The organism is Actinomadura sp. 6N118, from assembly GCF_044326415.1.
Lineage (GTDB): Bacteria > Actinomycetota > Actinomycetes > Streptosporangiales > Streptosporangiaceae > Spirillospora.
In genome coordinates, this window is the sequence record NZ_JBIRAZ010000005.1 from 62,757 (window position 1) to 88,700 (window position 25,944).

Annotated in this window: 25 protein-coding genes and 1 pseudogene; 12 read left to right on the top strand and 14 right to left on the bottom strand. The window is 67.9% G+C overall.

Annotated features, from left to right (window positions below; genetic code table 11):
* Positions 1-53: 53 nt before the first annotated feature.
* Positions 54-290 carry a hypothetical protein gene (locus ACH34W_RS13850; protein ID WP_395961247.1) on the bottom strand — a complete coding sequence of 79 codons (237 nt, stop codon included), beginning with the start codon at positions 288-290 and terminating at the stop codon, positions 54-56.
* A 138-nt stretch (positions 291-428) separates the two neighbouring features.
* On the opposite strand from ACH34W_RS13850, the gene ACH34W_RS13855 reads away from it, so the two are divergent.
* The 5 genes and pseudogenes from ACH34W_RS13855 (at position 429) to ACH34W_RS13875 (ending at position 6,592) form a co-directional block, all read left to right on the top strand.
* Positions 429-1,286, top strand: coding sequence for a TIGR03619 family F420-dependent LLM class oxidoreductase (locus ACH34W_RS13855; RefSeq protein WP_395961248.1), 858 nt, complete (start codon positions 429-431; stop codon positions 1,284-1,286).
* Between the two features lie 11 nt (positions 1,287-1,297).
* Positions 1,298-1,775 (top strand): annotated as a pseudogene (locus ACH34W_RS13860) (nuclear transport factor 2 family protein).
* Between the two features lie 209 nt (positions 1,776-1,984).
* Positions 1,985-4,828, top strand: coding sequence for a glycosyl hydrolase (locus ACH34W_RS13865; RefSeq protein ID WP_395961249.1), 2,844 nt, complete (start codon positions 1,985-1,987; stop codon positions 4,826-4,828).
* 169 nt (positions 4,829-4,997) lie between these two features.
* Complete coding sequence (locus tag ACH34W_RS13870) at positions 4,998-5,834, top strand: CoA transferase subunit A (protein ID WP_395961717.1); 837 nt, start codon at positions 4,998-5,000, stop codon at positions 5,832-5,834.
* Between the two features lie 2 nt (positions 5,835-5,836).
* Entirely contained in the window at positions 5,837-6,592 is a 756-nt protein-coding gene (locus ACH34W_RS13875) for a CoA-transferase subunit beta (protein WP_395961250.1), read from the top strand.
* On the opposite strand, the gene ACH34W_RS13880 is transcribed toward ACH34W_RS13875, so the two are convergent.
* Complete coding sequence (locus tag ACH34W_RS13880; protein ID WP_395961251.1) at positions 6,589-7,278, bottom strand: TetR/AcrR family transcriptional regulator; 690 nt, start codon at positions 7,276-7,278, stop codon at positions 6,589-6,591. The two genes, ACH34W_RS13875 and ACH34W_RS13880, sit on opposite strands and share 4 nt — an antisense overlap.
* A 45-nt stretch (positions 7,279-7,323) precedes the next feature.
* Between ACH34W_RS13880 and ACH34W_RS13885 the strand changes: the two genes are divergently transcribed.
* The 3 genes from ACH34W_RS13885 to ACH34W_RS13895 all read left to right on the top strand — a co-directional run bounded on the left by ACH34W_RS13885 (position 7,324) and on the right by ACH34W_RS13895 (position 11,388).
* Positions 7,324-9,015, top strand: coding sequence for an AMP-binding protein (locus ACH34W_RS13885; RefSeq protein ID WP_395961252.1), 1,692 nt, complete (start codon positions 7,324-7,326; stop codon positions 9,013-9,015).
* Between the two features lie 334 nt (positions 9,016-9,349).
* Positions 9,350-10,570, top strand: a complete 1,221-nt coding sequence (locus tag ACH34W_RS13890; RefSeq protein WP_395961253.1) for an acetyl-CoA C-acetyltransferase — start codon at positions 9,350-9,352, stop codon at positions 10,568-10,570.
* Complete coding sequence (locus ACH34W_RS13895) at positions 10,567-11,388, top strand: MaoC/PaaZ C-terminal domain-containing protein (protein ID WP_395961254.1); 822 nt, start codon at positions 10,567-10,569, stop codon at positions 11,386-11,388. Before ACH34W_RS13890 ends, ACH34W_RS13895 begins: the two co-directional genes overlap by 4 nt.
* 7 nt (positions 11,389-11,395) lie before the next feature.
* On the opposite strand, the gene ACH34W_RS13900 is transcribed toward ACH34W_RS13895, so the two are convergent.
* Positions 11,396-12,562, bottom strand: a complete 1,167-nt coding sequence (locus ACH34W_RS13900; RefSeq protein ID WP_395961255.1) for an acyl-CoA dehydrogenase family protein — start codon at positions 12,560-12,562, stop codon at positions 11,396-11,398.
* A 119-nt stretch (positions 12,563-12,681) separates the two neighbouring features.
* Here ACH34W_RS13900 and ACH34W_RS13905 point away from each other — a divergent pair, with 119 nt between their 5' ends.
* Complete coding sequence (locus ACH34W_RS13905) at positions 12,682-13,503, top strand: IclR family transcriptional regulator (protein ID WP_395961256.1); 822 nt, start codon at positions 12,682-12,684, stop codon at positions 13,501-13,503.
* Here the strand turns inward: ACH34W_RS13905 and dmpG are convergent.
* From dmpG to ACH34W_RS13930, 5 genes are all read right to left on the bottom strand, one after another.
* Positions 13,500-14,534, bottom strand: a complete 1,035-nt coding sequence (dmpG, locus tag ACH34W_RS13910) for a 4-hydroxy-2-oxovalerate aldolase (protein WP_395961257.1) — start codon at positions 14,532-14,534, stop codon at positions 13,500-13,502. The two genes, ACH34W_RS13905 and dmpG, sit on opposite strands and share 4 nt — an antisense overlap.
* Entirely contained in the window at positions 14,531-15,448 is a 918-nt protein-coding gene (locus ACH34W_RS13915) for an acetaldehyde dehydrogenase (acetylating) (protein ID WP_395961258.1), read from the bottom strand. Before ACH34W_RS13915 ends, dmpG begins: the two co-directional genes overlap by 4 nt.
* A gap of 81 nt (positions 15,449-15,529) precedes the next feature.
* The gene (locus ACH34W_RS13920; RefSeq protein WP_395961259.1) at positions 15,530-16,570 is read right to left on the bottom strand and encodes a 2Fe-2S iron-sulfur cluster-binding protein; all 1,041 of its coding nucleotides are present in this window, start codon (positions 16,568-16,570) and stop codon (positions 15,530-15,532) included.
* Positions 16,567-16,824 carry a hypothetical protein gene (locus ACH34W_RS13925; protein WP_395961260.1) on the bottom strand — a complete coding sequence of 86 codons (258 nt, stop codon included), beginning with the start codon at positions 16,822-16,824 and terminating at the stop codon, positions 16,567-16,569. The genes ACH34W_RS13920 and ACH34W_RS13925 overlap by 4 nt, the downstream gene beginning before the upstream one ends.
* Complete coding sequence (locus tag ACH34W_RS13930; protein ID WP_395961261.1) at positions 16,821-17,969, bottom strand: Rieske 2Fe-2S domain-containing protein; 1,149 nt, start codon at positions 17,967-17,969, stop codon at positions 16,821-16,823. Before ACH34W_RS13930 ends, ACH34W_RS13925 begins: the two co-directional genes overlap by 4 nt.
* Positions 17,970-18,292: 323 nt before the next feature.
* Here ACH34W_RS13930 and ACH34W_RS13935 point away from each other — a divergent pair, with 323 nt between their 5' ends.
* The gene (locus tag ACH34W_RS13935; protein ID WP_395961262.1) at positions 18,293-18,535 is read left to right on the top strand and encodes a hypothetical protein; all 243 of its coding nucleotides are present in this window, start codon (positions 18,293-18,295) and stop codon (positions 18,533-18,535) included.
* Here ACH34W_RS13935 and ACH34W_RS13940 read toward each other — a convergent pair.
* The 3 genes from ACH34W_RS13940 to ACH34W_RS13950 are packed head-to-tail and all read right to left on the bottom strand — an operon-like array spanning position 18,498 to position 21,525.
* Entirely contained in the window at positions 18,498-19,706 is a 1,209-nt protein-coding gene (locus ACH34W_RS13940; protein ID WP_395961263.1) for a cytochrome P450, read from the bottom strand. The genes ACH34W_RS13935 and ACH34W_RS13940 overlap by 38 nt on opposite strands.
* A 16-nt stretch (positions 19,707-19,722) precedes the next feature.
* Positions 19,723-20,604: an SDR family NAD(P)-dependent oxidoreductase gene (locus ACH34W_RS13945; RefSeq protein WP_395961264.1), complete on the bottom strand. Its 882-nt coding sequence runs from the start codon at positions 20,602-20,604 to the stop codon at positions 19,723-19,725.
* Between the two features lie 24 nt (positions 20,605-20,628).
* On the bottom strand, positions 20,629-21,525 hold the full coding sequence (locus ACH34W_RS13950) for an SMP-30/gluconolactonase/LRE family protein (RefSeq protein ID WP_395961265.1): 897 nt from the start codon (positions 21,523-21,525) through the stop codon (positions 20,629-20,631).
* 313 nt (positions 21,526-21,838) lie between these two features.
* On the opposite strand from ACH34W_RS13950, the gene ACH34W_RS13955 reads away from it, so the two are divergent.
* Positions 21,839-22,279: a nitroreductase family deazaflavin-dependent oxidoreductase gene (locus ACH34W_RS13955; protein ID WP_395961266.1), complete on the top strand. Its 441-nt coding sequence runs from the start codon at positions 21,839-21,841 to the stop codon at positions 22,277-22,279.
* Between the two features lie 10 nt (positions 22,280-22,289).
* Here ACH34W_RS13955 and ACH34W_RS13960 read toward each other — a convergent pair whose 3' ends face one another.
* Complete coding sequence (locus ACH34W_RS13960; RefSeq protein ID WP_395961267.1) at positions 22,290-23,471, bottom strand: acyl-CoA dehydrogenase family protein; 1,182 nt, start codon at positions 23,469-23,471, stop codon at positions 22,290-22,292.
* 53 nt (positions 23,472-23,524) lie between these two features.
* A complete protein-coding gene (locus tag ACH34W_RS13965; RefSeq protein WP_395961268.1) occupies positions 23,525-24,175 on the bottom strand; it encodes a TetR/AcrR family transcriptional regulator in 651 nt (216 codons plus the stop codon).
* A gap of 146 nt (positions 24,176-24,321) precedes the next feature.
* Between ACH34W_RS13965 and ACH34W_RS13970 the strand changes: the two genes are divergently transcribed.
* Entirely contained in the window at positions 24,322-24,888 is a 567-nt protein-coding gene (locus ACH34W_RS13970; RefSeq protein WP_395961269.1) for a flavin reductase family protein, read from the top strand.
* 67 nt (positions 24,889-24,955) lie between these two features.
* On the opposite strand, the gene ACH34W_RS13975 is transcribed toward ACH34W_RS13970, so the two are convergent.
* Complete coding sequence (locus ACH34W_RS13975; protein ID WP_395961270.1) at positions 24,956-25,738, bottom strand: IclR family transcriptional regulator; 783 nt, start codon at positions 25,736-25,738, stop codon at positions 24,956-24,958.
* Between the last annotated feature and the right edge of the window lie 206 nt (positions 25,739-25,944).

A 25,944-nucleotide genomic window follows, 5' to 3' on the forward strand; every position in this document is an offset into this window, starting at 1 on the left:
CTGAGTCAGAGACACCAGGTGGAGCCCCTGGCCGGCCGTGTTCGGGTCCGCGGTCACTCCAGGAAGTCGTAGAACCCGGGCGTCCGGTCCTCCCGCAGCCGGGAGAGGTTGCGGTAGCTGATCAGCCAATGATCCCCCATCCTGCGGTACTCCTCGTGATAGTGGCCGTACCCGTGGAGATGTTCCTCGCGATCGCCGGACGCCTTCGGATACGCCCGCCACGACGGCCCAGGGACCGTAGACCTAGCTGTCGAGCATGCCTGCTCCTCCTCGTTCGCCAGAGTGATCATCAGGTGATCTGCCGCTTGAGTCTCTGTGCCGAGGCAAGCGCGTCCAAGGCGCGGTCCCGTTGAGCGGGAGGTACGAGGCCGCTCCTCCGATCTGACGAGTACCTTCGCGGCGTCGTCGAGAGCTTCGAAGGATGCCGGATGCGTGTAGGGATCATCAGCCCGGTGGTAACTCGTGTGCCGGGCGAGCACTCCGAATGGGAGGCCTCGGCAGGTATCGAGCAGTTGGGGCGGATCGCTCGCGTAGCCGACGATCTCGGATTCGACCACCTCACATGCAGCGAGCACGTCGCCGTTCCGGTCGGGGTCGCTGCCGCGCGGGGAGGGATTTATTGGGACCCGCTCGCGACCTTCGGGTTCCTCGCCGCTTGTACCAGCCGTATCAGGCTCGCCACCCATGTTCTCGTGCTGGGCTACCATCACCCGCTCGAGATCGCCAAACGTTACGGCACGCTCGATCGGGTCTGCGGGGGCCGGCTCGTCCTCGGGCTCGGTGTCGGCAGCCTGCGTGAGGAATTCGCCCTGCTGGGCGTTGATTTCGAGACCCGTGGGCAGCGGGCCGACGACGCTCTCGCGGCGCTGCGAGCCGCGATGTCGCAGCGTGAACCCGCCTACCACGGCGAGTTCTACGACTTCTCCGAGATCGTCGTTGATCCGCCCGCGATTCAGCCGCGGGTACCGCTGTGGATCGGCGGGCGAACTCCGCGCTCGCTTCGCAGGGCCGTGCGACTCGGCGACGGCTGGGTGCCTTTCGGTCTCTCCTGCGACGAGTTGGCCGTAGTGCTGGCCGAAGCGGACATTCCCGACGGGTTCGAAGTCGTTCTGGCCGTCGGGGGGCCACTCGATCCGATCGGAGCTCCCGAGGCCGCCGAGAGAAGGCTGCGTCGCCTTGGCGCCGCAGGCGCGACCGTGGCCGACGTCCGCATCTCCGCGTCGTCGGCCACGCACTACTGCGAGCAGCTCGAAGCACTGGACGCCCTGGCCCAGAAGATCCGCTGACAGGAGATCCCATGACCGACATCGAGCAGCGGCTGGCCAGGCTGGAGACCCGTCTCAACCGACTCGAGGACGAGAAGGCCGTTGAACGGCTGATCTCTTCCTACGGACCGCTGGTGGACAGCGGCAGCGCCGATGCGGTCGCCGAGCTGTGGGAACCCGGAGGTGTCTACGACGTCGAGGAACTGCTCATGGAAAGCCGTGACGCGGGCCATGGTCCGCTCGCAGGCACACCAGGGGTGGATCTCGGGCGGGTGCGCCCATGTCACCGCTCCGCCACACGTGACGGTTGCCGGCGATGAGGCCGTTGCCGTCGGCTGCTCGCTCATGCTCCTGCGGACGCAGAGCGGCTTCGAGGTCTGCCGCGCCACCGCCAACCGCTGGCGGTGCCGCAAGGGTCCCGACGGATGGCGGATCGTCAGACGAACCGCCCGGATCCTGGACGGCCGCCCCCAAGCACCAGCCCTGTTCGCCGACGGCGTCACCACCTGAGGCAGGAAGAGTGCCTGTGCGAAGTCAGCGGCCGTCAGACCGAATCGCCACCGGCTTCACCGGCCGCGTGATCGGCATGTACGCCCTCGAAGGCACCGCCGCCTTTGACTGGTTCACCTACGAGGAGCTCACCTGACGCTTGGTTCTGTCCCACCCCCCTGAGGAGACCCATGTCCCTTCACCTCGGCAAAAGGCGTTCTGCTTTGGCCGTGTTCACTCTGGCCAGTGCCCTGGTCTCGCTCCCCACTACAGTGTCGGCCTCGCCGTCCCCGCTCGGCCTGGGGTTCGAACGTGGCTTCGCCGCTCCTCCCCTCAATGCCAGGCCCAAGACCCGCTACTGGTGGCCGTGCGCCGAAATCGACCCGAACTCGATCGACGCGGAGATCAAGGAAATCGCCGATCGCGGTTTCGGCTCGGTGGAGATCCAGTGCATATTGGCCTTCGACCCCGTGAAGAACGGTTGGGGCAGTGCGGCCTTGACCGACCGGATGGAGCGTGCCGCTCAGGCCGGCCGCAAGTACGGCATCGAGGTCGACTTCACCGTCGGCCCCTCATGGCCGCTGGTGGTCCCCGGCCTCACCCCGGACAGTCCCCAGGCAGCGCAGGAACTCGCCTACGGCAGGATCGTCGTCGCGGGCGGTACCGCCTACTCGGGGCCGGTCCCCGCCGCACCCGCAGCCACCGCCGGAGTGACCAAGCAGAAGCTGGTGGCCGTCCTTGCGGTCAAGTGCGCCGGATCCTGCACCATGGCCAAGCCGGTCAAGCTGAAGCGCGATTCGCTGGTCGATCTCACCGGCACCGTCCGCAACGCCTCCCTGTCCTGGACGGCCCCGAACGGCGGTGAGTGGCTGCTGCTCGGCTACTGGCAGCGCGGCACCGGCCAGGAGTCGGTCTCCCGGCAGTCGGTGTCCGGCCGACCCGCCTACGTGGTCGATCACTTCAGCGCGCGCGGAGCCACAGCCGCGACGCGCTACTGGGACGACCACGTCCTGTCACCGCGGTTGCGCGACCTGGTCAAGCGAACGGGCGGCGACCTTTTCGAGGACTCCCTCGAACTCGACGCGAACCTGCACTGGACCAGCGGCCTGCTCGATCGTTTCCAGGATCTGCGCGGGTACTCTCTGCGAAAGAACCTGCCGGTCCTGTCCATCGACCGCATGCACCGCCAGTACACCTCCGCGACCCCCGCCGACGCCCCCGACTTCGAGTTCGACGACGGCAGCGGCGCCCGCATCCGCGATGACTACTACCGCACGCTCACCGACCTCTACATACGCGAGCACGTCGAGCCCCTGAAGAAGTGGGCCAACGCGCTGGGCCTTCGGTACAGGGCACAGCCCTACGGCACGACCATCGACACCGCGCGGATCGGCCTGTCGACCGACGTGCCGGAAACCGAGTCGCTCGGTGCCCAGGACGACTACAGCGAGGAACCGTTCTTCTGGACGGCCGACGGCGCCGTGCACCTGTCCGGCAAGAAGCTGTACTCACTGGAGTGCTGCGCGGTCTATAACAGCGCCTACGCCCAGACATGGCCGCAGATGCTGCGGCATTTCAACACCGCTTTCGGTCACGGTGTCAACCAGATCGTCCTGCACGGTGTTGCCGCGGGGCATGTTCCAGGCATGCCCTGGCCGGGGTTCTCGCCTTTCACCATGCAAGGCGGCAACGGCTTCTCCGAAGCCTGGGGTCCACGCCAACCCACCTGGGACGACACCGGCAAGATCACCGGCTGGGTCTCGCGGATGCAGTACCTGCTCCGGGAGGGCCGCCCGTCGGTGGACCTGGCGGTCTACCGGCAGAGCTACGGCAGGGACGTCCGTACTCAGAATGGCGCCAAGGGCTTCACCCTCGACTATGTCGGTCCGACCGAGCTGGCCCAGGTCAGCGTGCGCGACGGGCGTCTTGCCCCGGACGGTCCCGCCTATCGGGCACTGATCCTCGACCACCAGCCCACGATGCAGGTCAAGACGGCCCGCAAGCTCCTGGAGTTCGCTCAGCGAGGTCTGCCGATCGTCATCGTCGGCGAGCCGCCGGCACACACGCCCGGTGCGACCCGGGCCACCGCACAGGACGCCGAACTCGGCCGGATCATGCGCCTGCTGCTCGCCCTCCCCTCGGTCCGCAGGGTCGCCGACCAGAACGAGCTCGCCCCTGCCCTGGCCGGGCTCCCGGTGCGTGCAGCGGCCGAGTCCAGCGTTCCAGGCCTGGTCACCGTCCGCCGCGCCCGTACCGGTGGAGACCTCTATTACGTCTACAACCCGACCGCCTCCCCGGTCTCCACTTCTCTCTCGCTGGAGGGAACGGGCAGTCCCTACAAGCTCGACGCTTGGACCGGGAAGATCAGCCCGGTGGGGCGATACCGAGCCGACCGATCCCGCACGGTCGTGCCGGTTGACCTCGCTCCCGGCCAATCCACCGTTCTAGCGCTCGGTCGCAGCAGCTCCCGGCACGCCACAGCGACCACCGGCGGTGAGATCGTGTCCGACGGCAAGGGAATCCGGCTCCGCTCCTCCACAACCGGTTCTTACATCGTCACCCTGGACGACGATCGCCAGGTGAAGGTGAACGTTCCTCCTGTGGGTGCGGCTCAGGAACTCGCCGAGTGGGAACTCAGCGTCGATGACTGGCGGCAGGGCTCGGACGGCGGCCGGGAGACGGTTCGGCACGAACTCGACGTTCACGGTCTCAAGCCCTGGAAGGATCTCCCCGGGCTCGCCGATGTCTCAGGAATCGGCGTTTACACCACGACCGCCACGCTCAGCGACCTCGACGGCGCCTACCTCGACCTCGGCAACGTCACCGACACCTTCCAGGTCACCGTCAACGGCCGTGTCCTGCCCGCTCCCGACCAAGTGGTCCGGCGAGTCGACCTCACGGGCTATGTGAGGCCGGGCTCGAACACGATCACGATCCGGGTGGCGACCCCCCTCAGGAACCGGCTCCGGGTGACACCGGGGTTCCCGCTCCAGGCCCCACAGCCCCGCCAGTCCTACGGGCTCCTCGGCCCCGTCAAGATCACCCCTTACCGGGAGGTGCCGATCCAGGAGTAGACCACCGGCGAGGTGTCAGCGGCCGGACTTCCGGCCGCTGACGTTCAGCCGGGCCACGTTCAGACCGGGCACTGGCGCGGGAGCAAAACCACGGCCGTCGAAGTAGCGGCCGGCGGCGATGACGACGGTTCACCGATCTAAGGAGTGAAGTTCTGTGAGCGACAAGTCGATGGCCCTGGAGGACTTCGCGGTCACGATCGAATCGGGGATGACCGTCGGGATCGGCGGGTGGGGGTCGCGGCGCAAGCCCATGGCGCTCGTCCGGGCGCTGCTGCGCACTGACGTCAAGGACCTCACGATCATCAGCTTGGGCGGGCCCGACGTCGGTCTGCTCTGCGAGGCGGGCAAGGTGCGCAGGGTGGCGTACGGATTCGTCTCCCTGGACAGCATCCCGCTCGACCCTCACTTCCGGGCCGCCCGTGAAAGCGGATCGATCGAGATCTCCGAGTACGACGAGGGGATGTTCGTCGCAGGCCTACGGGCGGCCGCACAGCGGATTTCGTTCCTGCCCACGCGGGCTGGCCTGGCTTCCGACGTCCTCACCATGAACCCGGATCTGCGCACCGTCGCCTCGCCCTACGACGACGAGGTCTACGTCGCCATGCCCGCATTGCGCATGGACGTCGCGCTGATCCACCTCAACCGCGCGGACGCGGCGGGCAATGGCCAGTACCTAGGGCCTGATCCTTACTTCGACGACCTCTATGCGATGGCCGCCGACCGTTGCTACCTCAGCTGCGAGGAGATCGTGCCCACCGAACGGCTGCTGGCCGACGCGCCGTTCCAGTCTCTTTTGGTCAAGCGAATGTATGTGACCGGGGTCATCGAGACGCCGCGAGGGGCGCACTTCACCTCGTGCGCTCCCGACTACGACCGGGACGAGCAGTTCCAGCGCGAATATGTGGCCGCCGCCAAGGAGTCGGCGGCTTGGGACTCCTTCGCCGAGACCTACCTGCGCGGCGACGAGGCCCGCTACCAGTCCGCCGTTGATCAGAGGAGCAACTGACCATGGAATTCACGCGTGCGGAGGTCTGTGTGGTCGCCGCCTCCGACTCCTGGCGCGACGCCGGCGAAGTGCTGGCCCACGCCGTGGGGGCCGTCCCTGCGATCAGCGCCCGGCTGGCCCGGCTGACCCACTCTCCCGATCTGGTGCTCTCGGACGGCGAGGCTTTCTTCATGAGCGATCCTCCCCCGCTGGGGAAGACGGCGGCCGACGGGGGGACCGTAGAGGCGTGGACGCCGTACCGCGAGGTCTTCGACATCCTCCAGACCGGCCGCCGGCGCAGCATGATGGGCGCCAGCCAGCTCGACCGGTACGGCAACCAGAACATTTCCTGCATCGGCGATTGGCAACGGCCCACACGCCAACTCATCGGGGTTCGCGGCGCACCGGGCAACACCGTCAATCACCGGACGAACTACTGGGTGCCCAAGCACTCGCCGAGAGTATTCGTGGAACGGGTCGACGTCGTCTCCGGCGTGGGTAACGACCGAGCCAGGGCCGCGGGTGGCGCGGCGGAGCGATTCCACGATCTCGGAGTCGTCGTCACCGATCTGGCGGTCTTCGACTACGGCCCCGACTGCGCCTTGAGGATCAGATCGGTGCATCCAGGCGTGACCGTCGAGGAGGTCCGGCACGGTACCGGATTCGCGGTGGACGCATCGACCGCCACGGAGACACGGGTGCCGACCGCAGAGGAACTGCGGCTCATCCGCGAGGTGATTGATCCGTCGGCGCTGCGGTCGCGGGAGGTCCCGGGCTAACCGAGGCCACCGTAGAGCAGTTTGAGGTATTGGTCCGCCACGTTGTCGGGCTGGAGCGGCCCCTTCGCGCGGTACCAGCGCACGGACGACCAGACGGCGTCGCGTATGAACAGGTAAGCGAGCTTGACATCGAGATCCGGCCGCACCAAGCCCGAGGTCTGGCCAGCGGTCATCACCCGCAGCCAGATCTGCTCAATCCGCAGGCTGTAGTCGGCGACGTAGGCGAAGCCCTTCTCGCCGGCGAGGTTGTCGCTCTCGTTCTGGTAGACCGCCACGGCGTGCGGGGTGTCGTGGATACAGGAGAAGGAAATCTTGATCAGGTTGCTCAGCGCCTCGCGGGGATCGCCGCCCTGCCGCTCCACCCCGGCGAACCGGTCGTACAGCCGGGTGAGGAAGGTGCGGAGGATCTCGTCGAGCAGTGCCTCCTTGGAGGGAAAGTGGTGGTAGATGCTCCCCGCCAGGATCCCGGCGGCCTCGGCGATGTCCCGCGTGGTCGTCCCCGCGTAACCCTGGGTGGCGAACAGCTCGGCCGCGACCGCCAGGAGCTGCTCGCGGCGATCAGCACGGCTCGGCGTCCGGCCCCCTTCGCGCTTGCCGCCCTGCTCGCGCGACTTGGCCACCACCATCTGCTCCTCCTCATCACGGGACGCCCTGCCCCCGTCATCACCGCCGCCGATCCAGCGCACCTTTCATGGTACTGAACAAACATTTGGTCATACCGAGGAGCTCCAGTGAGCACGTTCGAACGCGCGACGACCGTCCCCGGTCTGCTACGCGGGGCCGCGCGGCGCTTCGGATCGCATCCGGCCGTCGTCGACGGAGAGACCGAGCTAAACTACCGCGAGCTCGCCGCGCTCGCAGAGCAGGCGGCCCGCGCCTTCCGTGCATGCGGCACGCGACCTGGCGAGCGGGTCGCCCTCTGGATGCCCAACAGGGCGGAGTACATCGTGGCCGCGCTGGGCGCACTCTCGGCGGGTGCTGCGCTCGTTCCGCTGAACACCCGCTACCGGGGCCAGGAGGCCGCGGCCATCCTGGCACGCTCGCGCGCCACGACACTCGTCACCTCAAACAGCTTCCTCGGCACCGACTACCTCGGGCTGCTGCGCGAGGCCGCCGCGCCTGGTGCGGCGGTGAGCGGGCCCCTGCCCGGCCTGCCGTTCCTCCGGACCCTTGTCGACGTGCCCAGCGGCGGGGAGCCGCACTCACCAGGAACGCTGAGCTGGTCGCGCTTCCTCGAACGTTCCGGGGAGGTCCATGTCGAGGAGGCCAGGGCTGTGGCCGCGGCCGTCCAAGGTGATGATCTGTGCGACGTCCTGTTCACCTCGGGCACGACCGGACGGCCGAAGGGCGTCATGAGCGCGCACCGGCAGACCGTCGACGTGGCACGCATTTGGGCGGCGGGGGCGCGGCTGACCCGCCAGGACCGGTATGCGATCGTCAACCCGTTCTTCCATGGCTTCGGCTACAAAGCCGGGATCATCGCCGCACTCGGGGCCGGCGCGACCGTTTACCCCGTTGCGACACTCGACGCCGAGGCACTCCTGGCGCTCGTGGAACAAGAGCGGATCTCAGTCATGCCCGGGACCCCGGCGCTGTTCCTCACCTTGCTTGAGCATCCGCGCAGGACCGACTACGACCTGTCATCGTTGCGGTTCGCCACCGCCGGCGCCGCGACAGTGCCGGAGTCCTTGTTCAGCCGGATGCGCGACGAACTCGGATTCACCGAGGTCGCACAGGCTTATGGCCTCACCGAGTGCATCATGGTGAGCCGGTCGCGCGCCGGCGAGGATCCCCGCCACATTGCCGAGACCACCGGTCCGCCCGTCCCGGGGATCGAATTGCGCCTCGTCGACGCCACGAGCGGCGCGGAGGTGCCGGTCGGCGCGGACGGCGAGATCCTTGTGCGAGGCAGGAACGTCATGCTCGGCTACTTCGAGGACGAGATCGCCACCCGCGAGGCCTTGGACACCGACGGCTGGCTGCACACCGGCGACATCGGCCGCCTGGACGACCACGGGTGCCTGAAGATCACCGACCGGCTGAAGGACATGTTCACCGTCGGCGGGTTCAATGTCTACCCCGCTGAGGTCGAGAACGTCCTCGCCGCCCATCCGGACGTCTCCGAGGCCGCCGTCGTGGCCCGGCCGGATCCACGGCTCGGCTCGGCCGGTCACGCGTTCGTCGTACCCGTCCTGGGCGCCGCGCCAGACCCGGCGGAGCTGATCGCTCATTGCCGGACGCGACTGGCGAACTTCAAGGTCCCCCGCGATCTGACGCTGGTGGCCTCGCTGCCCCGTAACGCCAGCGGCAAGATCGTCAAACGGGAGCTGAGGGCGGCCGAACCGGGTCCCGATCTCCCAGCTTCTCCCGGCCCGGCGCGTACTGAAGGAACGCCGGCCACTCGCCGCCCCCGTCGACATTGAGCACCGCCCCGATGATGTGCGTGGCCAGCGGCGAGGCGAGCAGCACGCAGGAGCCCGGCTTCCGCCAGTCCGTGCCAGCCCCGACCGGCAGGGCGTAGACCGGAGGGAAATCCATGGTGACGACGCGAACGCCATCCTGCGTGACCGAGGCGATTCCCAGTGGTTGCTCCCAGGGCAGGATTGTCTACCAAATGTTTGTTAGGTAGCGTGGCGGCTGCGTAACGATCAGAGGAGAAGGCGTGAACGAACTCTGCGCGGGCCAGATCGCCATCGTCACCGGCGCGGTCCGCGGCGCAAGCTGACCGCGCCCGCCCCCATCCTTGGAGGTCACCCCATGCCCGAAGCAGTCATCGTCGCGATGGCGCGCTCGCCGATCGGTCGAGCGTACAAAGGCTCACTGAAGGACATGCGTGCCGACGATCTGCTCCGCCAGATCGTCACGGCCGCGCTGGAACAGATTCCCGACCTCAATCCGAGATCCATCGACGACCTCATGGTGGGCTGCGCCCAGCCCGCCGGAGAACAGGGCTACGGGCTCGCCCGCCAGGTCGCCATCGGCCTGGGGCTCGACGGAGTGCCGGGGACCGTGTCGCAGCGGTACTGCGCTTCGAGCGTCCAGACCACCCGGATGGCCTTCCACGCGATCCGATCAGGCGAGGGCGATGTCTTCGTCTCCTCGGGAGTGGAATGCGTTTCCCGGTACGGCCTTGGCAAGTCCGACGGCCTCGATGGCACCCGCAACCCGCGCTACGCCGCCGCAGAGGAGCGGACCAGTGCCAGGTCCGCCGCAGGCGTAGAGCCCTGGACCGACCCTCGGACCACCGGTGAGCTGCCCGATCCCTACATCGCCATGGGCCAGACTGCTGAGAACGTCGCGCAATTGCGCAGCGTCAGCCGCCTGCGGCAGGACGAGTTCGGCGTCCGCAGCCAGAACCTCGCGGAGAAAGCCCTCGCCGACGGCTTCTTCGACCTCGACATCACTCCCGTCACCCTTCCGGACGGAACGGTCGTCGCCCGTGACGACTGCCCGCGCCCGGGCGTGACCCTCGAGTCGGTCGCCCGGCTCTCCCCCGTCTTCCGACCGGACGGCACCGTCACGGCAGCCAACTGCTGCCCCCTTAATGACGGCGCCGCCGCTCTGGTGATCATGTCGGACGGCAGGGCACACGACTTGGGCATCGAACCCCTGGCCAGGATCGTCTCCACCGGCGTGTCGGCGCTCTCCCCCGAGATCATGGGGCTGGGACCGTCCGACGCCATGGCCCAGGCACTCTCCCGGGCGCGGCTGACCGTTGCCGATCTCGATCTGGTCGAGATCAACGAGGCGTTCGCGGCCCAGGTCCTCCCCGTCTGCGACGATCTCGGGCTTGGCCTGGATCGGGTGAACGTGCACGGCGGAGCGATCGCGCTCGGCCATCCCTTTGGGCAGACCGGAGCGCGGCTCACCACCACCCTGATCAATGGCCTCCGCCGTCGCGACGGCCGTTTCGGCGCCGTGACCATGTGCGCCGCGGGCGGCCAGGGCATGGCCCTCATCATCGAACGCCTGTCATGACCGGCACGACGCACGCCGAACGTCCGGCCAGCGAGTGGATCGGCCATCCTCTCGGTCGGCGTACGGTCGCCTGGACCGAGCGCGACGCGATCCTCTACGCGCTCGCCGTCGGAGCGAGAGCGGACGAGCTCGATTTGGTCTTCGAGGAACGGCTCCGACCGCTCCCGACCTTCGCACTCACCCTCGCCCAGTGGGCGCCCGACGCGCTGGGAACACTGCGAGCGTTCGAGCCCGGCGTGGCGCTGCACGGTGCGCAGCGGCTGGAGGTGCTCGAGCCGCTGCCCGCGCGCGGCGAGGTCACCATGACCGCCGAGGTGGAGGCGGTGTGGGACAAGGGCTCCGCCGCCGTCTTCGACGTGCGCGTCGAGAGCCGTTGCTTCATCGCCCGCTGGTCGATCTTCGCACCAGGGCTCGGTGGCTTTGGCGGCGACCGGGGACCCGCCGGCTCGCCAGCCGCCAGCGAGGGCGAGGAGCTGACCGTAGGTTTGGCGACCTTTGCTGAGCAGGCGGCGCTCTACCGGCTCTGCGGCGATCGCCACGCGATCCACATCGACCCGGCCGCCGCGCGGGCGATCGGACAGCCCCGCCCCATCCTGCATGGTCTGTGCACCCTGGCGACGTCCGCCTTGGGCCTTGCCCGCGCACTCGGCGCCCACCCTGCCGACCTGCGGGAACTGGAGGGTCGATTCACCGCGCCCGTCCTGCCCGGCGACACACTCGAGCTGCGGGCCAGGGTCTCCGGCACCGCCGCCGGCTTCACCGTCGCGAGGGAAGGTCACACGGTCATCGCTGCGGGCCATGCGCTGTACGGCAGCTGAGGGCGGCTCACACCATGGGTGGGTGGGCACCGACGTTCAACTCGCCCGCCCCGTACATCGCCAAGGTCCGGTCGAGGTCGTTCATCCCGAAAGCCTGGACGGTGTGAATGTTGCGCCACGCCTGCTCGATCGGATGGCCCATGCGCACCATTTCACCTCCGGAGTGCTCGAACAGCCGGTCCACAGCATCGGCCGCGCGGCGGGTGGCTACCACCTGATCACGGCGAACCCTGCGGCGCAGTGCCCACGGAATTGGTTCGTCGTTCTCAGCGTGGCGCGTCAACTCCTGCAGATCGCGGACGATCTGAAGCCAGGACGCGTCCAGGTCGGCTGCGGCTCCGCCGATGTAGGCGTTGCTGAAGTCGTCGCTACCGGTCGTCAACCCGCTCCAGGCCATGCCAAGGCGGGTTCGCAACCAGCCGACCAGGGCGGCGTACGCACCCTCCGCCATGCCGATCACCGGTGCCGCCGTCGCGGCGGCGAACACCGACGGCAGCGGCACCCGGTACAGGACTCCGGAATTGGCCTCCAGACCCGGTGCGGTGCCGTCCAAGCACGGCGCGAAGCTGAGAGAACGGTGCGCGGGCACGTAGAGATCGTCGGCGACGAGATCATGGCTTCCGATACCGCGCAGCCCGACCGTGTCCCAGTTGGCCTCCACGCGCAAATCCGTCATGGGGACCAGAAAGGTAAGGAGATCGGCAGGCGCCCCGTCCTGAGTGGAGAGCATTCCGCCGAGCAGCGCCCAACCAGCGTGCTGGCAGCCGGTCGCCCAACTCCATCGCCCCTGGATGCGGTAGCCACCGCGCACTTCGACGACGTGTCCGGTGGCGGCGTAGGCGGCCGTCACCAGCGCGTCCGGACCCGCCTCCCAGACCTCGTCCTGGGCTTTGACCGGGAACAGGCCCAGATGCCAGGAGTGCACACCGAACCAGCTCACCAGCCATCCGGTGGAGCCGCAGGCACCGGAGATCTCGCGGACGGTCTCGACGAAGGCGAGCAGATCCGATTCCGAGCCGCCGCACCGTTGCGGCACCAGCATCCGGAACGCCCCAACCTCGGCGAGCTGCTCGACCGACGCCCGGGAGATCTCCCTGTCACGATCGGCTTGCGCGGCCCTGTCCCGCAGAGTGGGAAGGATCCCACCGACCCTTTCACGAGTCCGATCGCCCATCCTGCGTCTCCTTACCTCAGCGACGTGTGAGTGTAGGCTAGATCACATCCCTTCGGCCGGGAACCTCCCGATGAGTAGGACAGATCGCTATGCACGATGGTGACGCCACTCCTGTTTCCATGATCGACAGAGTCGTGCTGGTGCTGGACACCTTCGACGGTTCCACCCGGCTGTCCCTCGCCCAGATCGTCCGCCGCAGCGGGCTTCCTCGCTCGTCGGTGCACCGGATCCTGGAGCGCCTAGTCGCGGTCCGGTGGCTCACCCGTGAGGGAAACGACTATCGGCTCGGCCTTCGGATACTGGAGCTCGGCTCGCTCGTACTCCAGCAGGACACCCTGCGTGAGGCCGCCCTGCCACTGATGCAACGCCTGGGGACGACCAGCAAGCACACCGTGCACCTTGCCGTCCTGGACGGCGTCGAGATCGTCTACCTGGAGAAGCTGGGCGGCCCGTCGGCGGCCGAGCTGCCCTCCCGGATCGGCGGGCGTGCCCCCGCCTACTGCACCGGGGTGGGCAAGGCGATGCTCGCCTACGCCGACGACGAGACGGTGCAGAAAGTCATCGAGAACGGCCTGGCCGCGCGCACGCGGTTCACGATCACGGACCCGGTCCAGTTCGTCCGGGAGTTGCAGAGGGTGCGCGAGCATGGCGTCGCATTCGACCGAGAAGAGGCTGTGCGCGGCGTCGGCTGCGTCGCCGCGGCAGTGCGCGGGCCCGGTCCTGCGGTGGCCGCGCTGTCGATATGCGGGCCGGTGCGGCAGCTCAATTTCACCCAGCTGACGTCCGTGGTCCAGCAGACGGCGCAACGAATCTGGCGTGCCGCGAACGCTGGGACGCCCGTCCCGTCGTTTCGCGGGGCCCGGGACGGGGCGGGCGGCGCCTGGCCTCCCGGGGTTCTCGACGCCTGGGCGACCTGGCCACGCATGACTGATTGGCTCTAAGGACCGTCGCGCTCGGCCACCAGGCTGAGCGCCACGTCGATGATCATGTCTTCCTGGCCGCCGACGAACCCGAGCTCGCCGCAACGGCGCAGGATCTCGTGTGCCGGAACCTTGTAGCGATCGGCCGCCCGTTCGGCGTGGAGCAGGAAAGAGGAGTACACCCCGGCCCAACCCTGCACGATGGCGTTGCGGTCCAGCTTGGGCCACCGCGGCAGGTATGGGCGGACGACTTCCTCGGCTGCATCGAGCAGCGCGGAGACGTCCAGGCCCGTGGTGACGTCCAGGCGATCGAACACCGCGGCCAGTACCTCGGTGGGCGAATTCCCCGCCCCCGCGCCCAACGCGCAGAGCGATCCGTCGATCGACCTGACGCCCGCTTCGTGTGCGAGCACTGAGTTGGCGACGCCGAGGCTCAGATTCTGATGCCCGTGGTAGCCGACCCACGCCTCATCCCCGACCTCGGCGACGAGAGCCTCGAACCGGGCCTTGGCCTCATGCATGAGGAGCGCACCCGCCGAATCGGTGACATACGGGCACTGGCACCCCGCATCGACCATGATCCGGGCCTGCTTCGCCAGGTCCTCGGGCGAGGTGCGGTGGGCCATCATGAGGAACCCGACCGTCTCCATGCCAAGATCGCGGGCCGCCGCGAAGTGCTGCGGTGAGACGTCGGCCTCGGTGCAATGGGTCGCAACCCTGACCATGTCGGCGCCGGAGTCGCGGGCACGGCGCAGATCCTCGACGGTGCCGATACCGGGCACGAGCAGGACAGCGATGCGTGCTCGCTTTGCCTCCTCCCGGGCGGCAGCAATGAGGGCCAACTCGTCGGTGGCGGAAAAGCCGTAGTTGAACGACGAACCGCCGATGCCGTCGCCGTGGGCAACCTCGATGATCTCGATGCCGGCCCGGTCGAGCGCACGGACGGTCTCCCGCACTTGGTGCTCGGTAAACCGGTGCGCCATGGCATGGCTGCCGTCGCGCAGCGTGGTGTCGATGATCCGCACGTCGTGACGGAGTTCCGGCCTGCTCACGCCTGCACTCCCGCCCTCTGCGCCAACTTGGCCGCGGCGATCAGTTCGCCGACCCGCGCGGCGGCGGCCGTCATGATGTCGAGATTGCCCGCCCAAGGTGGCAGGTAGTCGCCGTTGCCCCGGACCTCCAGGAACACAGCGACGCGGCCGAGCCCGTTCCATTCCGGGCGAGCCTCGTCGAACTGCGGCTCGGCACGCAGCGTGTAGCCGGGAACGTACTCCTGCACCTCAGCGACCATCGCCTGGATCGAGGCGCTGACCGCCTCGTGGTCAGCATCCGCGCCGATCGAGCAGTACACCGTGTCCCGCATGATCATCGGCGGTTCGACAGGGTTGAGAATGATGATCGCCTTGCCCTTCCGGGCCCCGCCGACCGCCTCCACGGCGCGCGCGGTGGTCTCGGTGAACTCGTCGATGTTCGCCCTCGTGCCGGGACCCGCGCCGCGTGAGGCGACCGAAGCGACGATCTCGGCGTACTCGACCCGCGTCACCCGCGACACGGCGTGCACGATCGGGATCGTCGCCTGTCCGCCACAGGTGATCATGGAGAGGTTCGGCGAGCCCAGATGATCGGCGCCGTTGACCGGCGGTGACACCATAGGCCCGAGATGGGCGGGCGTCAGGTCGACGGCCTGGATCCCGGCTTCGGCATAGCGGGGCGCGTTCGCCGAATGTGCTTTGGCCGATGTCGCCTCGAACACGATCTCGGGAGGGGGTTCCTGGCGCAGCAGCCAGTCGATGCCCTCCGCCGAGGCGCTGACGCCGCGAGACCTGGCGCGGGCCAGACCGTCTGATTCCACCACGCCGGCCACGTATCCGACATCGATCACAGAGCTCCGCCGCAATTTCTCCAAGAGGTCCGTTCCGATGTTCCCGGGGCCGACGATCGCGGCCACCACCTTTTCAGCTCCCATGGCGTGAACTGTTGCAGCCGGCTCCTGGACGCAGAAGCGGACGACCCGCTCAGCGGGACTGTGCGGCTCTTCTCGGTGACGCTAGTCGAAGGTCACTTCGACCTCGGCGGAGATGGGGAGCGCCTGGCAGCTCAGGATCAATCCCTCCTCCAGGTCCTCTTCCTCAAGGACGTCGTTGCAGAGCATCTTCGCTTCCCCGGTGAGCACACGGCAGGCACAGGCGCCGCAGAAACCCTCCTCGCAGGAGAAGGGCGGCTGCAGGCCGCGGGTCCGGAGCAGCGCGAGCAGGCTGATGTGTGTCGGCCACTCCAGCAGGTGCTCGTCGCCGTTCAGAGCGACCTTGAGCCGCGCGCTCTCTGCGGCCACGAATTCCTCCGCTGGGATCTCCTCCACCGTGGCGAACGGGTCACCGGACAGCGAGTGGAAGCGTTCCGTGATGATCTTCTCCCTGCCTATGCCCAGAGAGCCCAGAGCCTCGCTGACAGCGTCCATGAACGGTGCCGGGCCGCAGATGAAGGCGGCATCCCTGGCTGCGTGGGGTGCGGCGAGGGAGGTCAGCGACGTGACGGTCGGCAGGCCCTGGAGGCTCTCCAGTAGATGCACGACCTGCAAGCGATCGGGGGCGGAGGCCACCAGTTCCCGTAGTTCCCCGGCGAAGATCACCGATGCCTCGTCGCGGTTGGCGTAGAACAGCACGGCGCTGCCGCCGCTCTCGGCCAGGAGCGCCTTGACGATGGAGATCACCGGGGTGATGCCGCTGCCCGCCGCGAACAGGAGCAGGTCGGCCGCGAGTGAGTCCGGGGTGAAACGGCCGGAGGGCGGCAGCACCTCAAGGGTGTGCCCCGGGCGCACGTAGTCGCAGAGCCAGTTCGATCCATGCCCGCCCTCGACCCTCTTGACGGTGATCTTGAGTGTCGGATCGGTCCCGGGTGCACTCGACAGTGAGTAGCAGCGCGCCACACCGGCTCCTTCCCCACCGGGAATACGAACCGTGAGGAACTGTCCGGGCCGGTAGGTGAACCGGCCGCAGAGTTCCTCAGGCACACCCAGGACGATCGAGCAGGCGTCGGCGGTCTCGGCGATCACATCGAGAACCGGCAGCCCGCAAGCGGAGGTGCTCACCGGGCGGGCTCCACCTCGGACGGCACGGGCAGTCGGCCCTCACGAACCGCGCCCTCGACGCTGTCACGCAACTCGGCACAGGTCGGGATCACACTCGTCAGGATGCGCGGCACCGGGTTCCGGCCCAGCTCCGGGCAGCCGGAGGTGTCGGCGGTCCATTGGATCTCCGTGTGCGCGAGGCTGTTCTTCCGTACCAGGACGCACGCCCCGCACCGCCGGCACGCGATGGGATACTCGGGCCGTTCGTCGATCATGAGACGTGCACGACGCGGCCTTCGGCGAGGTTCTCCTGGACCTCGCGCTGCCAGAAACCGTTGGCCCGTTCGGTGTCGATCTCGAACTCGAACCGGCGGGTCATCTCGGGGGTGACGTCCTCAACGTCCACATAGAACTGCTCGTACCAGCGGCGGAGCTGGTAGACGGGCCCGTCCTCCTCGCACAGCAGCGGGTTATCGATCTTCGCCTTGTTCCGCCAAATCGCCACGTCCTGCAGGAAACCCTTCTCCACGACCTTGGCGACAGCCTGCGAGTACTGGTCGGCGTGCTCCTCAGGCATGCCTTCGGCCTTCTTGACGGTCACGCCCCACTGGAGGACGAAGCTGGTGGGGGACACCGGATAGTGGCAGTTGATCAGGATGCTCTCCAGCGTGCGGTCGCCGGAGACGCTCTTCAACGGGTTGATCATGTACGAGGGTCCGTAGTAGGCGGCCTCCGAAATGGTGATCTTCTCGCCTGAGCGGCCGGTTCCGAGGTCGACGTCAGGACGGGACTTGCTGTTCATGTACTGCGCGGCGATGTGCCCCTCGAAGACGTTCTTGAAGTACGTCGGGAACGAGTAGTGGATGTAGAAGAAGTGGGCCATGTCCACGACGTTGTCGACGATCTCCCGGCAGTGAGAGCCCTCCACGAGCAGCCGGTTCCAGGTGAAGGAGGTCCACTCCTCCGAACCGGCCTGTGTGATCTCTGGGATCGTCACTTCGGGGGGTGGCGGGTTGCCCTGAGGGTCATGCCAGACGAACAGCTGCTGGTTCCGCTCCAAAGTGGTCCAGGAGCGGGTGCGTGCCCGCAGCGGTACCCGTCTGGCGTAGGGGATGCTCGCGCAGCGGCCGTTGCCGGACCAGCGCCAGTCGTGGAACGGGCACGCGATCTCATCGCCCTTGACTTCGCCCTGGCTCAGGTCGCCCCCCATGTGGGGGCAGTAGGAGTTGAGGACGTTCAGCTTGCCGCTGCTGTCGGCGAACACCACGAGTTTCGTGCCGAAGGCTTCGACGGCGTGCGGCTTGCCGTCGGTGAAGTGCTCCAGGAGGCCAACGCAGTGCCAACCCCGTGCGTACCGGGTAGGCGGGGCCGCCGCCTCGATCAGGCGGGTCTCCTCACCGCCGGTCTGTTGTGTGGTCACGAGAGCTCCAGGGTCGAGGCTGCCGCTGTGCCTCACGGCAACCGCCAGATCGGGGTGGGGAGGGGCGCACCCCACCGTCGGCGCGTGAGGTGTGAGGTGCGCCTCTCCCCCGGAGAGGCTAGGCCGGGGCGGAAGGCCGTTCCACGGGCGTTCCCGCTGGCCGGGACTGCACCGCCCACATGTCCACGCCCGCGCAAAGGAGGCCGGATCCCACCGGTATTTCCGGCCCGGCCTCCGCTCCCGGCCTGGTGAGCGGGACGGCCTCTGCAGGGACGCGGTCCACCGGCCCACGGTGGCCACATCCCGATCATGAGGAGGAGCGAGTGCCGCACCCTGACATCACCACCGCCGACGTCCCAGAGCTGCTGTCGCACTGGTGGTTCGCCTACGCCCAGGGCGGGGACGAGGTGACGAACTGGCAGCGCGCACACCGGCTGACCAGCCCGTACCCGATGCCCACTCGCTCCCCCGCTTCGCGGGGCGGTGAGCCGTCCATCGGAGCGGTCCTTTCCTTGGGCTCCCTGCTGGTTACCAGGCGACTGGCAGGTCGGTCATGCCACCGGTGAGGATGCCCTCCAGGAAGACCGGCTCGCCGCCGAGCTTCAACCCTGGGAGCCGCTTGAACAGGGTGCCGATGCCCACCTCCAGCTCCATGTGGGCGAGCGGCGCGCCCAGGCAACGGTGCAGGCCGTGGCTGAAGGTGAGGAACTGGTTGTGCTTGCGCAGCAGGTCGTAGCTGTCGGCGTCCTCGAAGACGTTGTCGTCGTGGTTCGCGGAGGTCACGTCCACCATGACGGCCTCCCCTGCCTTGATCGGGCAACCGGCGATCGTCGTGTCCTCGGCCGCGGCGAAGGGAACTAGGCCAGGGCCAGAGGAGTGAGTACGGCCCAGCGTCATGTTGCCGTGGCGGAGAATCTCGTCAACCGCGCTGCTGATCCTCCCGTCGACGTCCTCGGCGAGGACGGCTCGCTGGTCGGGATTGAGCAGGAGCGACAGGACGCCCTGCGCAGTGAAGTTGGCGGTGTTGTCGAACCCGCCGACGACCAGCAGCATCGCGATCTCGACGATCTCTCCGTCGGTGAGCTCGTCGTCGGCCTCCTTGGCCGCCGCCAGCGCGCTGAGCAGATCGTCCTCCGGTTCGGCACGGCGCTGCGCGATGAGCTCGTTCAGGTAGACGAACAGCGAGGTCGCGTGCTCCATCACCTGGCTCTCTTCCATGCCGGAGGTCGACAGCAGGGCGTGGCTCCACTGCACGAAGTTCGTCCGGCCCTCCTCGGGCACGCCGAGCAGGTCGCCGATGACCCGGATGGGAAGCGGCAGCGCGAAGGCGTCAATGAGATTGGCAGAGGTCGCACCGTCGGCGGTCATTCGATCGACGAGCTCGTCCGCGAAAGCCTGGGTCGAATCGCGGAGCCTGTCCACACGCCGCTGGGTGAAGGCCTTGATGACCAGCTTGCGCATCCGCGTGTGGTTCGGAGGGTCCATGAACTGGAGGGTCTGCGTGAGGAACGCGGGGAACTCGATCGCATACGGGACCGTGCGGCCCTCGCGGAACGGTTTGCGGACGAACGCGCGGTTCTCCAGCATCTCCCGGCAGGCGTCATGGCGGTGGATCAACCAGGCGTCGCCACCGAACTCGAAGGCGACCTTGGTCATCGGCCTGTCCTCACGAAGCGCCCGCATGATCTGCAGGGCTTCCTCCGCGCCGACCGGTCCGTAAGGGAACTGGGCTTTCAATGTGTCTCCTTGCGTTTCAGGCCGGGAAGGCGAGTTCGGCGATCTGAGCGTTCGCAGGGTCGGTGATCTCGCCGATCCGCGCGGCGACGCTCTCGGGGGTCGCCTCGGGGTCCTGGACCCCAGGTGTGTTGACCATGACCATGCGGGAGATGTAGCCGCCCGCCGAGTTGATGACCTCGCCGGTGATCGCGCAGTCGGGATGGACCAGGTAGGCCACAACCGGCGAGACCTTCTCCGGTGGCATCTCGGCCTGCATCCACTCGACCGTGCCGGGTGGGAGGGATGGGCGCGCGAGCTCCAGCATCCGGGTCGCGGCTCCAGGGGCAACGGCGTTCGCCTTGATGCCGTGCGCAGCGCCGGCGACCGCGAGGTTGCGGGTCAGGCCGTAGACGGCACCCTTGGCGGCGCCGTAATGGGCCATGTCCGGCTGGCCGGTCATGGCACCCGAAACGGTGTTGACGATCCGGCCGCTGCCGGAGGCCGCCAGGTGTGGCCAGGCGGCCTTGCAGAGCAGCAGAGTGCCGAAGTAGTGAACATCGATGAAGTCCTGGAAGACCTGGGGCTCCAGGTCCTCGAAACCACCGAGCCGGTAGATCCCGGCGTTGTTGACGATCCCGTCGAGCCGGCCGAATCCCTCAAGAGTCTGCTCGACGAGCGACGCGACGCCCTTGGGGTCGGCAATCGAGTCGGAATTGGCCAGGGCGGTGCCGCCGGCGGCCTCGACCTCGGCGGCGACCCGCTGCGCCGGGCCGTCGGACGGACCGATCCCGTCAGTGTCGCCACCCAGGTCGTTGATGACGACCGATGCGCCGCGCGCGCCGAGCAGAAGGGCATGGGCGCGGCCGATTCCGCGCCCGGCGCCGGTCACGATGACGACGCTTCCGGTGAAGTCCAGCATGGGGTTCTCCTCTGGTCGAGCGGGTCAGGGGCGGGTGCCGCCGCCGGAAACGTCGACGCGGGCAGTCCAAATCGACCCCTGTCCGTCCTCGCGGGACTTGGCAAAGTCGAAGACCTCGAAGCCGCAAGCGATGTAGAGAGTCCTCCGGTCGTCACCGCCAAGACCGCACGCCGTGCTGGAACCGGCCTCCGCCTGGGGGACGGTCGCCTGGGCAAGGATCTCGCCGCCGTCGGCGACACGCAGAACCCGGCCGCTGATCGGGAGCGCCACCCAGGCGGCGCCCTCGTCGTCCAGGCACATACCGTCCGGCAGCTCGCCGATGTCAGCGAAGAGGCGGTAGTCCGACAGTTCACCGTCGGCGCCGACGGTGAATGCGACGATCTTCTCGGCGAATGCCTCCGCGGTGACCAGGGTGCCGCCGTCGGCGTTGAGGGCGATGCCGTTGGCACCCAGCAAATGCTCGGTGCCGGCAGCGATCCGGGCCGCCCCTCCGGGGTCGACGATGATGATTGGCGCCGGCGCGGGCTGCTCCCCCGCCCACAGGTCGAAGCCGAGCTGGGTGATGTACGCCCGACCGTCGGCGGCGACAACCATGTCGTTGATGGGCCCGGCGGCCAGTCCGCGCAGGTCGGCGTAGACTTCGGCCTTCCCGTCGGAGACGGCGAGCACCACCCGCTCGAACATCGAGTTCACCAGCAGCCGCCCGTCTGGCAGGTATCCGGTGCCCACCAGCACGACCTCGGCCCCGTCGAGGGCGTCCCGACCGCCGAGATCGACGAGAACCTCGACCTCCCCCGTCGAGGAGAGCGCGACAATCCGGTGGTTGTACATGTCCGAGAAGTAAAAGCGTCCGTCATACCAGCGCGGGCACTCGGTCCAGCTGAACCCCTGTGTCAGGCGCTCGGCGGCATAGGTCTCCATGGAGGCTCCTCGATCACATGCCCTGTCCTGTATCAGGCCCGGCTGTCCCCTCGACCAGGCGAGCCTGTGAAGCGACTGCGACCGTATGTGCGCCGTTCCAGGCCCGACATCGGCGCTTCCCACTCAGCGGGACTACTGGTGATCCCTCCCACACTCAATTGGATCTTGGCGTTGGGGATCAGATCGCGGCAGCGACTCCAAGCCGGTCGGGCCGAGCGCGCGCGTCATGTCCGGTCCTGCGGCGTCAACGCCCATGTCCCGATCTCCGGGAGACGCACGCCCGTCGCCCGAGACCCGAAGCTAGTTTGCGGGCATGCCACTCACCGGAGATTACGAGCCCAGCAGCTATGAGCCGATCAGCGACCAGGTCGAGCTGTATCTGGGTTCGGCGGGCGCCGAAGGGAACACCCTGCAGGGTAGGCCGGTCGTCATCCTGACGACCGTTGGCGGGAAGTCGGGGAAGCTCCGCCGGGTTCCTCTCATGCGGGTGGAGCACGACGGGTGTTACGCGATTGTCGCCTCTCTCGGCGGCGCTCCGACTCACCCCGCCTGGTACTACAACGTGCTAGCGCACCCGCACGTCGAGCTGCAGGATGGTCCGACCCCGCAGGACATGATCGCGCGCAAGGTCGAAGGTCTCGAGAAGGCGATGTGGTGGGAGCGCGCCGTCGCGGCCTGGCCGGACTATGACGGGTACCAGAAGAACACCGACCGCATCATTCCGGTCTTCGTACTGGAGCCTGTCGCGACCTGATGGCGGCGGGTCAGATCATTGCTCGGAGCGGGCCTTGCGGGTCGAGTCCCATCTGGGTCAGTGCGGCGGCCTGGTAGGCGTTTGCCGGTACGTGGATCGCATGTTGCAGTCCGACGTGGGCGTCACGCCAAAAGCGCTGGAGCACGTTGTCCCGGCGCACGACGTTGCCGCCGGACCGCGCGAAGATCTCGTCGACGGCCGCCACCGCGCGCCACGCGGCCCGGACCTGGTTACGCCGCACGATGGCCCGGTGCTCGAAGGTGATGGGACTGCCCGAATCGGCCTGGTCGTAGAGTCGGCTGATGCCCTCTATCAACTGCGCGCGGGACGCGGCGATCTCGGCGGCGGCCTCGGAGATCGCATAGAGCGCCGTGGCGTCCTCACGAACCCTCGCTCCGGCCGAGGTCACCCGGTCGCGCTGATAGTCGAGATGAGCGTTCAGCGCACCTTCCGCGATGCCTATGACGGCCGAGGTGATCCCCAGTGGGAACATGGCCCAGAACGGCAGTTTGTAGACGGTCTCCGACCGACCCGCGCGCCCCGCCGAGAGTTCGCCCTCCGTCACGTCCGCGACCTTGATCGTCCGATACTCGGGAACGAAGGCCCCCTCGACGAGGATGTCCTTGCTGCCGGTGCCGCTGAGGCCGATGACGTCCCACGAGTCGTCGACGATCGTGTAGTCGCAGCGCGGAAGCACCACGTGCAACCCGCGCACGGGCTGGACGGGTCTGCCCGTGCCGTCTCCGACAAGAGCGCCCAGGAAGATCCAGTCGCAGTGGTCGGTGCCCGAGGAGAACTGCCAGTGTCCCTTCAGGACGTAGCCACCATCGGTAGGGGTCGCCACACCGCTCGGCATGTACGGAGAAGCGATCCAGGTATCCGGGTCCTCGCCCCAGACCTCGCCCTGGACTTTGGAGTCCAGGAGCGCGAGCTCCCAGGGATGAACGCCGCCGACACCGCACACCCAGCCAGTGGAACCACAGCCTTTCGCCACTTCCATGACGGCCAGGGCGAAGTCCGCCGGGTGAGCGGCATAGCCGCCGTACTCCGCCGGCTGAAGCAGCCGCATGACGCCCGCTTCACGCACCAGCTTCACGCTCTCCTCGGTGAGCCTGCCGAGCTTCTCGGTTTGTTCCGCGTGGGCGGCGAGATGAGGAGCGATCAACTGCGCTCGGCGGACGACGTCGTGCATCAATGGCCTCCGGACCGTGGTGGAGACAGCCGCCTCCGTGACGGTCTTTCACGCTATTCGGGGCGGCGTCCCGACACCGGGCAGGCTCCCGCTGATCGGGACCAGGCCGGTCCGCCCGCCTCCACGAAGATCAACCCGGCCGCCAGCCGAAGGTGGTCCTCAGCCTGCTCCTGGGTCAGATGGTCACTCAACCGGGCGACCACGATGCCCCACCACGAGAAGATGAGGAGCCGCACCTTGCTCATGTCCTCGTCGCCAGGCTCGTCGATACCAAGGCGGCCCAGGATGAGCGGCGCCACCTGAACATCCGTCTCGAGCGCCTCCACGATCGTCGTAGGGGTCGCGAGGATCGACTGAAGCATGGCCATGGCCAGCTGAGGACGCCTGGTGAAGCGATGCGTCCATCGCACCAGCAGCTCGGCCAGGTCGTCTACGGAACCGGCCCCCTCGCTTCGCTGGCCCGGCCGTTCGAAGAGGACCTCCTTCGCCATGACCGCCACGAAGAGATGGGTCTTCGACGGAAAGTAGCGGTAGACCGTCCCGATCGCGACACCGGCGTCCTTGGCGACATCCTGCATCTGAACGCCGTCGAAGCCGTGGAGGGCACCCAGCTCCGTGGCGGAGCGGAGAATCCGTGCCCGGCGGAGCACCTGACTGTGCGCCGCCGGCGCCGCCGGCGGCCGATGCGCGGCCACCCTCGTCACCGCTCCCTCCTCCGCTACGGCGCGTGCACACACGCGGGCACGCCATGAACGCGAACGTTAGAACGCCCTCCACTCGACCGCCCTACGACTCCCGCACACCGGGAGCGCGGTCTCCGCGACCTTTCGTCCGCTCTTAGAGTCCGACCATGCCGACCAGCCGTACACAGGAAACAACAACCGGCTCCGTCACTGCGGTGGACCAGCTGGAATTCCGGCGCACCATGGGCGAGTTCGCGAGCGGAGTCACCGTGGTGACCGCCGTGGACGGTGACGAACCCGTCGGATTCGCCTGCCAGTCCTTCACCTCGGTCTCCCTGGACCCCCCGCTGGTCCTGTTCTGCGCAGATCATCGCAGCCGCACCTGGCCCCGGATCCGGCACGCCGGACGCTTCAGCGTGAACATCCTTGGTGAGCAGCAGGACGACCTGTGCGACCGATTCGGGTCCAGCCGAGGACGAAAGTTCGCGGAGCTGGCCTGGACCACATCGTCCTGGGGAACACCGGTCCTTGCCGGCGTGCTCGCCACAGTCCACGCCGAAGTGCACGCTGTGCACACAGCCGGGGACCACGACGTCGTGGTGGGGCATGTGCTGGGGCTCCAACGCCACCGCGAGGACCGTCCGATGGTGTTCTTCCGCAGCCGGTTCGGACTCGAGGCCACTGCAGACCACGCGGTGGTCGATCCCTGGAGCTGGATCGACGGCTGGGGTTGAGCGGTCTTGTCACTCGATCAGGAGTAGCGGCGGGAAAGGAAGGTCAGGCTGTCTCAGCGCTGTAAGCTCACCCGCGCAGCGCTGCGCCGAGCAGTTCGCGGCCGATGCGGTTCACGACGTCACGCACCAGCGGAGCGACCACTTCCAGGGGAGCTCCTTGAGGCCCGGCGAGCGAAACGGCGGCGACAGGTCTCTCTGGGCCCCGGATCGCCGCACCGACGCACGCGACGCCTCCGACGCACTCGCCTCGCTCGAACGCGAGCCCACCACGCCCGCGGATCCGCCGGAGCTCCTGATGCAGCACGAGGAGCTCGGTGATACTGCCCTGCGTCGCCGCAGGCAGGCCGTCGGCGTAGAGCGCGTCGACCTTCTCGGCTGGCAGCCACGCGAGCATCGCCTTGCCCAGGGCGGTGCAGTGAGCGGGTGCGCGCCCGCCCACCCTCGATGCGACAGCTGATGCTCTGCGTCCGCCGATCTTGTCGAGGTACTCCACAGAAGTCTCGTCAAGCACGGCGAGATGCACGACCAGATCCGTCTTCATCACGAGCTCGTGGAGCCAGGGGGCCGCGGCGGCGCGGAGGTCGGAGTGCCCACTCTCGCGCGCTCCCCAGCGCGCGACCCGTCGACCAAGACCGTAACCGGCCCTCGTGTGCTCGACCCACTGGAGACGCACCAGCTGTTCGAGGATGCGGTGGGCCGTCGACCTCGGCAGCCCGGTGCGCCGCGCGATCTCCTCAAGCAGGAGCCTCGCGTTCGATCCCTCGAAGCAATCCATGATGAGCGTCATGCGCTCGACCATCGAGGGGGGTCTTGGCGCCGCTTCGCCGATCGGGGCCAGTGCCATCGCCATGTCAGCACCCTCCGAAATTGGAACTGACATCAATTCTAGTGTCGAACCGGCTAGTGAGGAAGTAGATACATGAAATTCATCAAGCAAATTTCCGCGTTGCTGGTCAGCAGCTAGCTGCGCCCTGGAGGCGATACCTGCGTTCCCACCTCTTTGGATTCTGGATATACATGCCCTTGATCAAGTAAGCTTCACCGGACGGCATCACC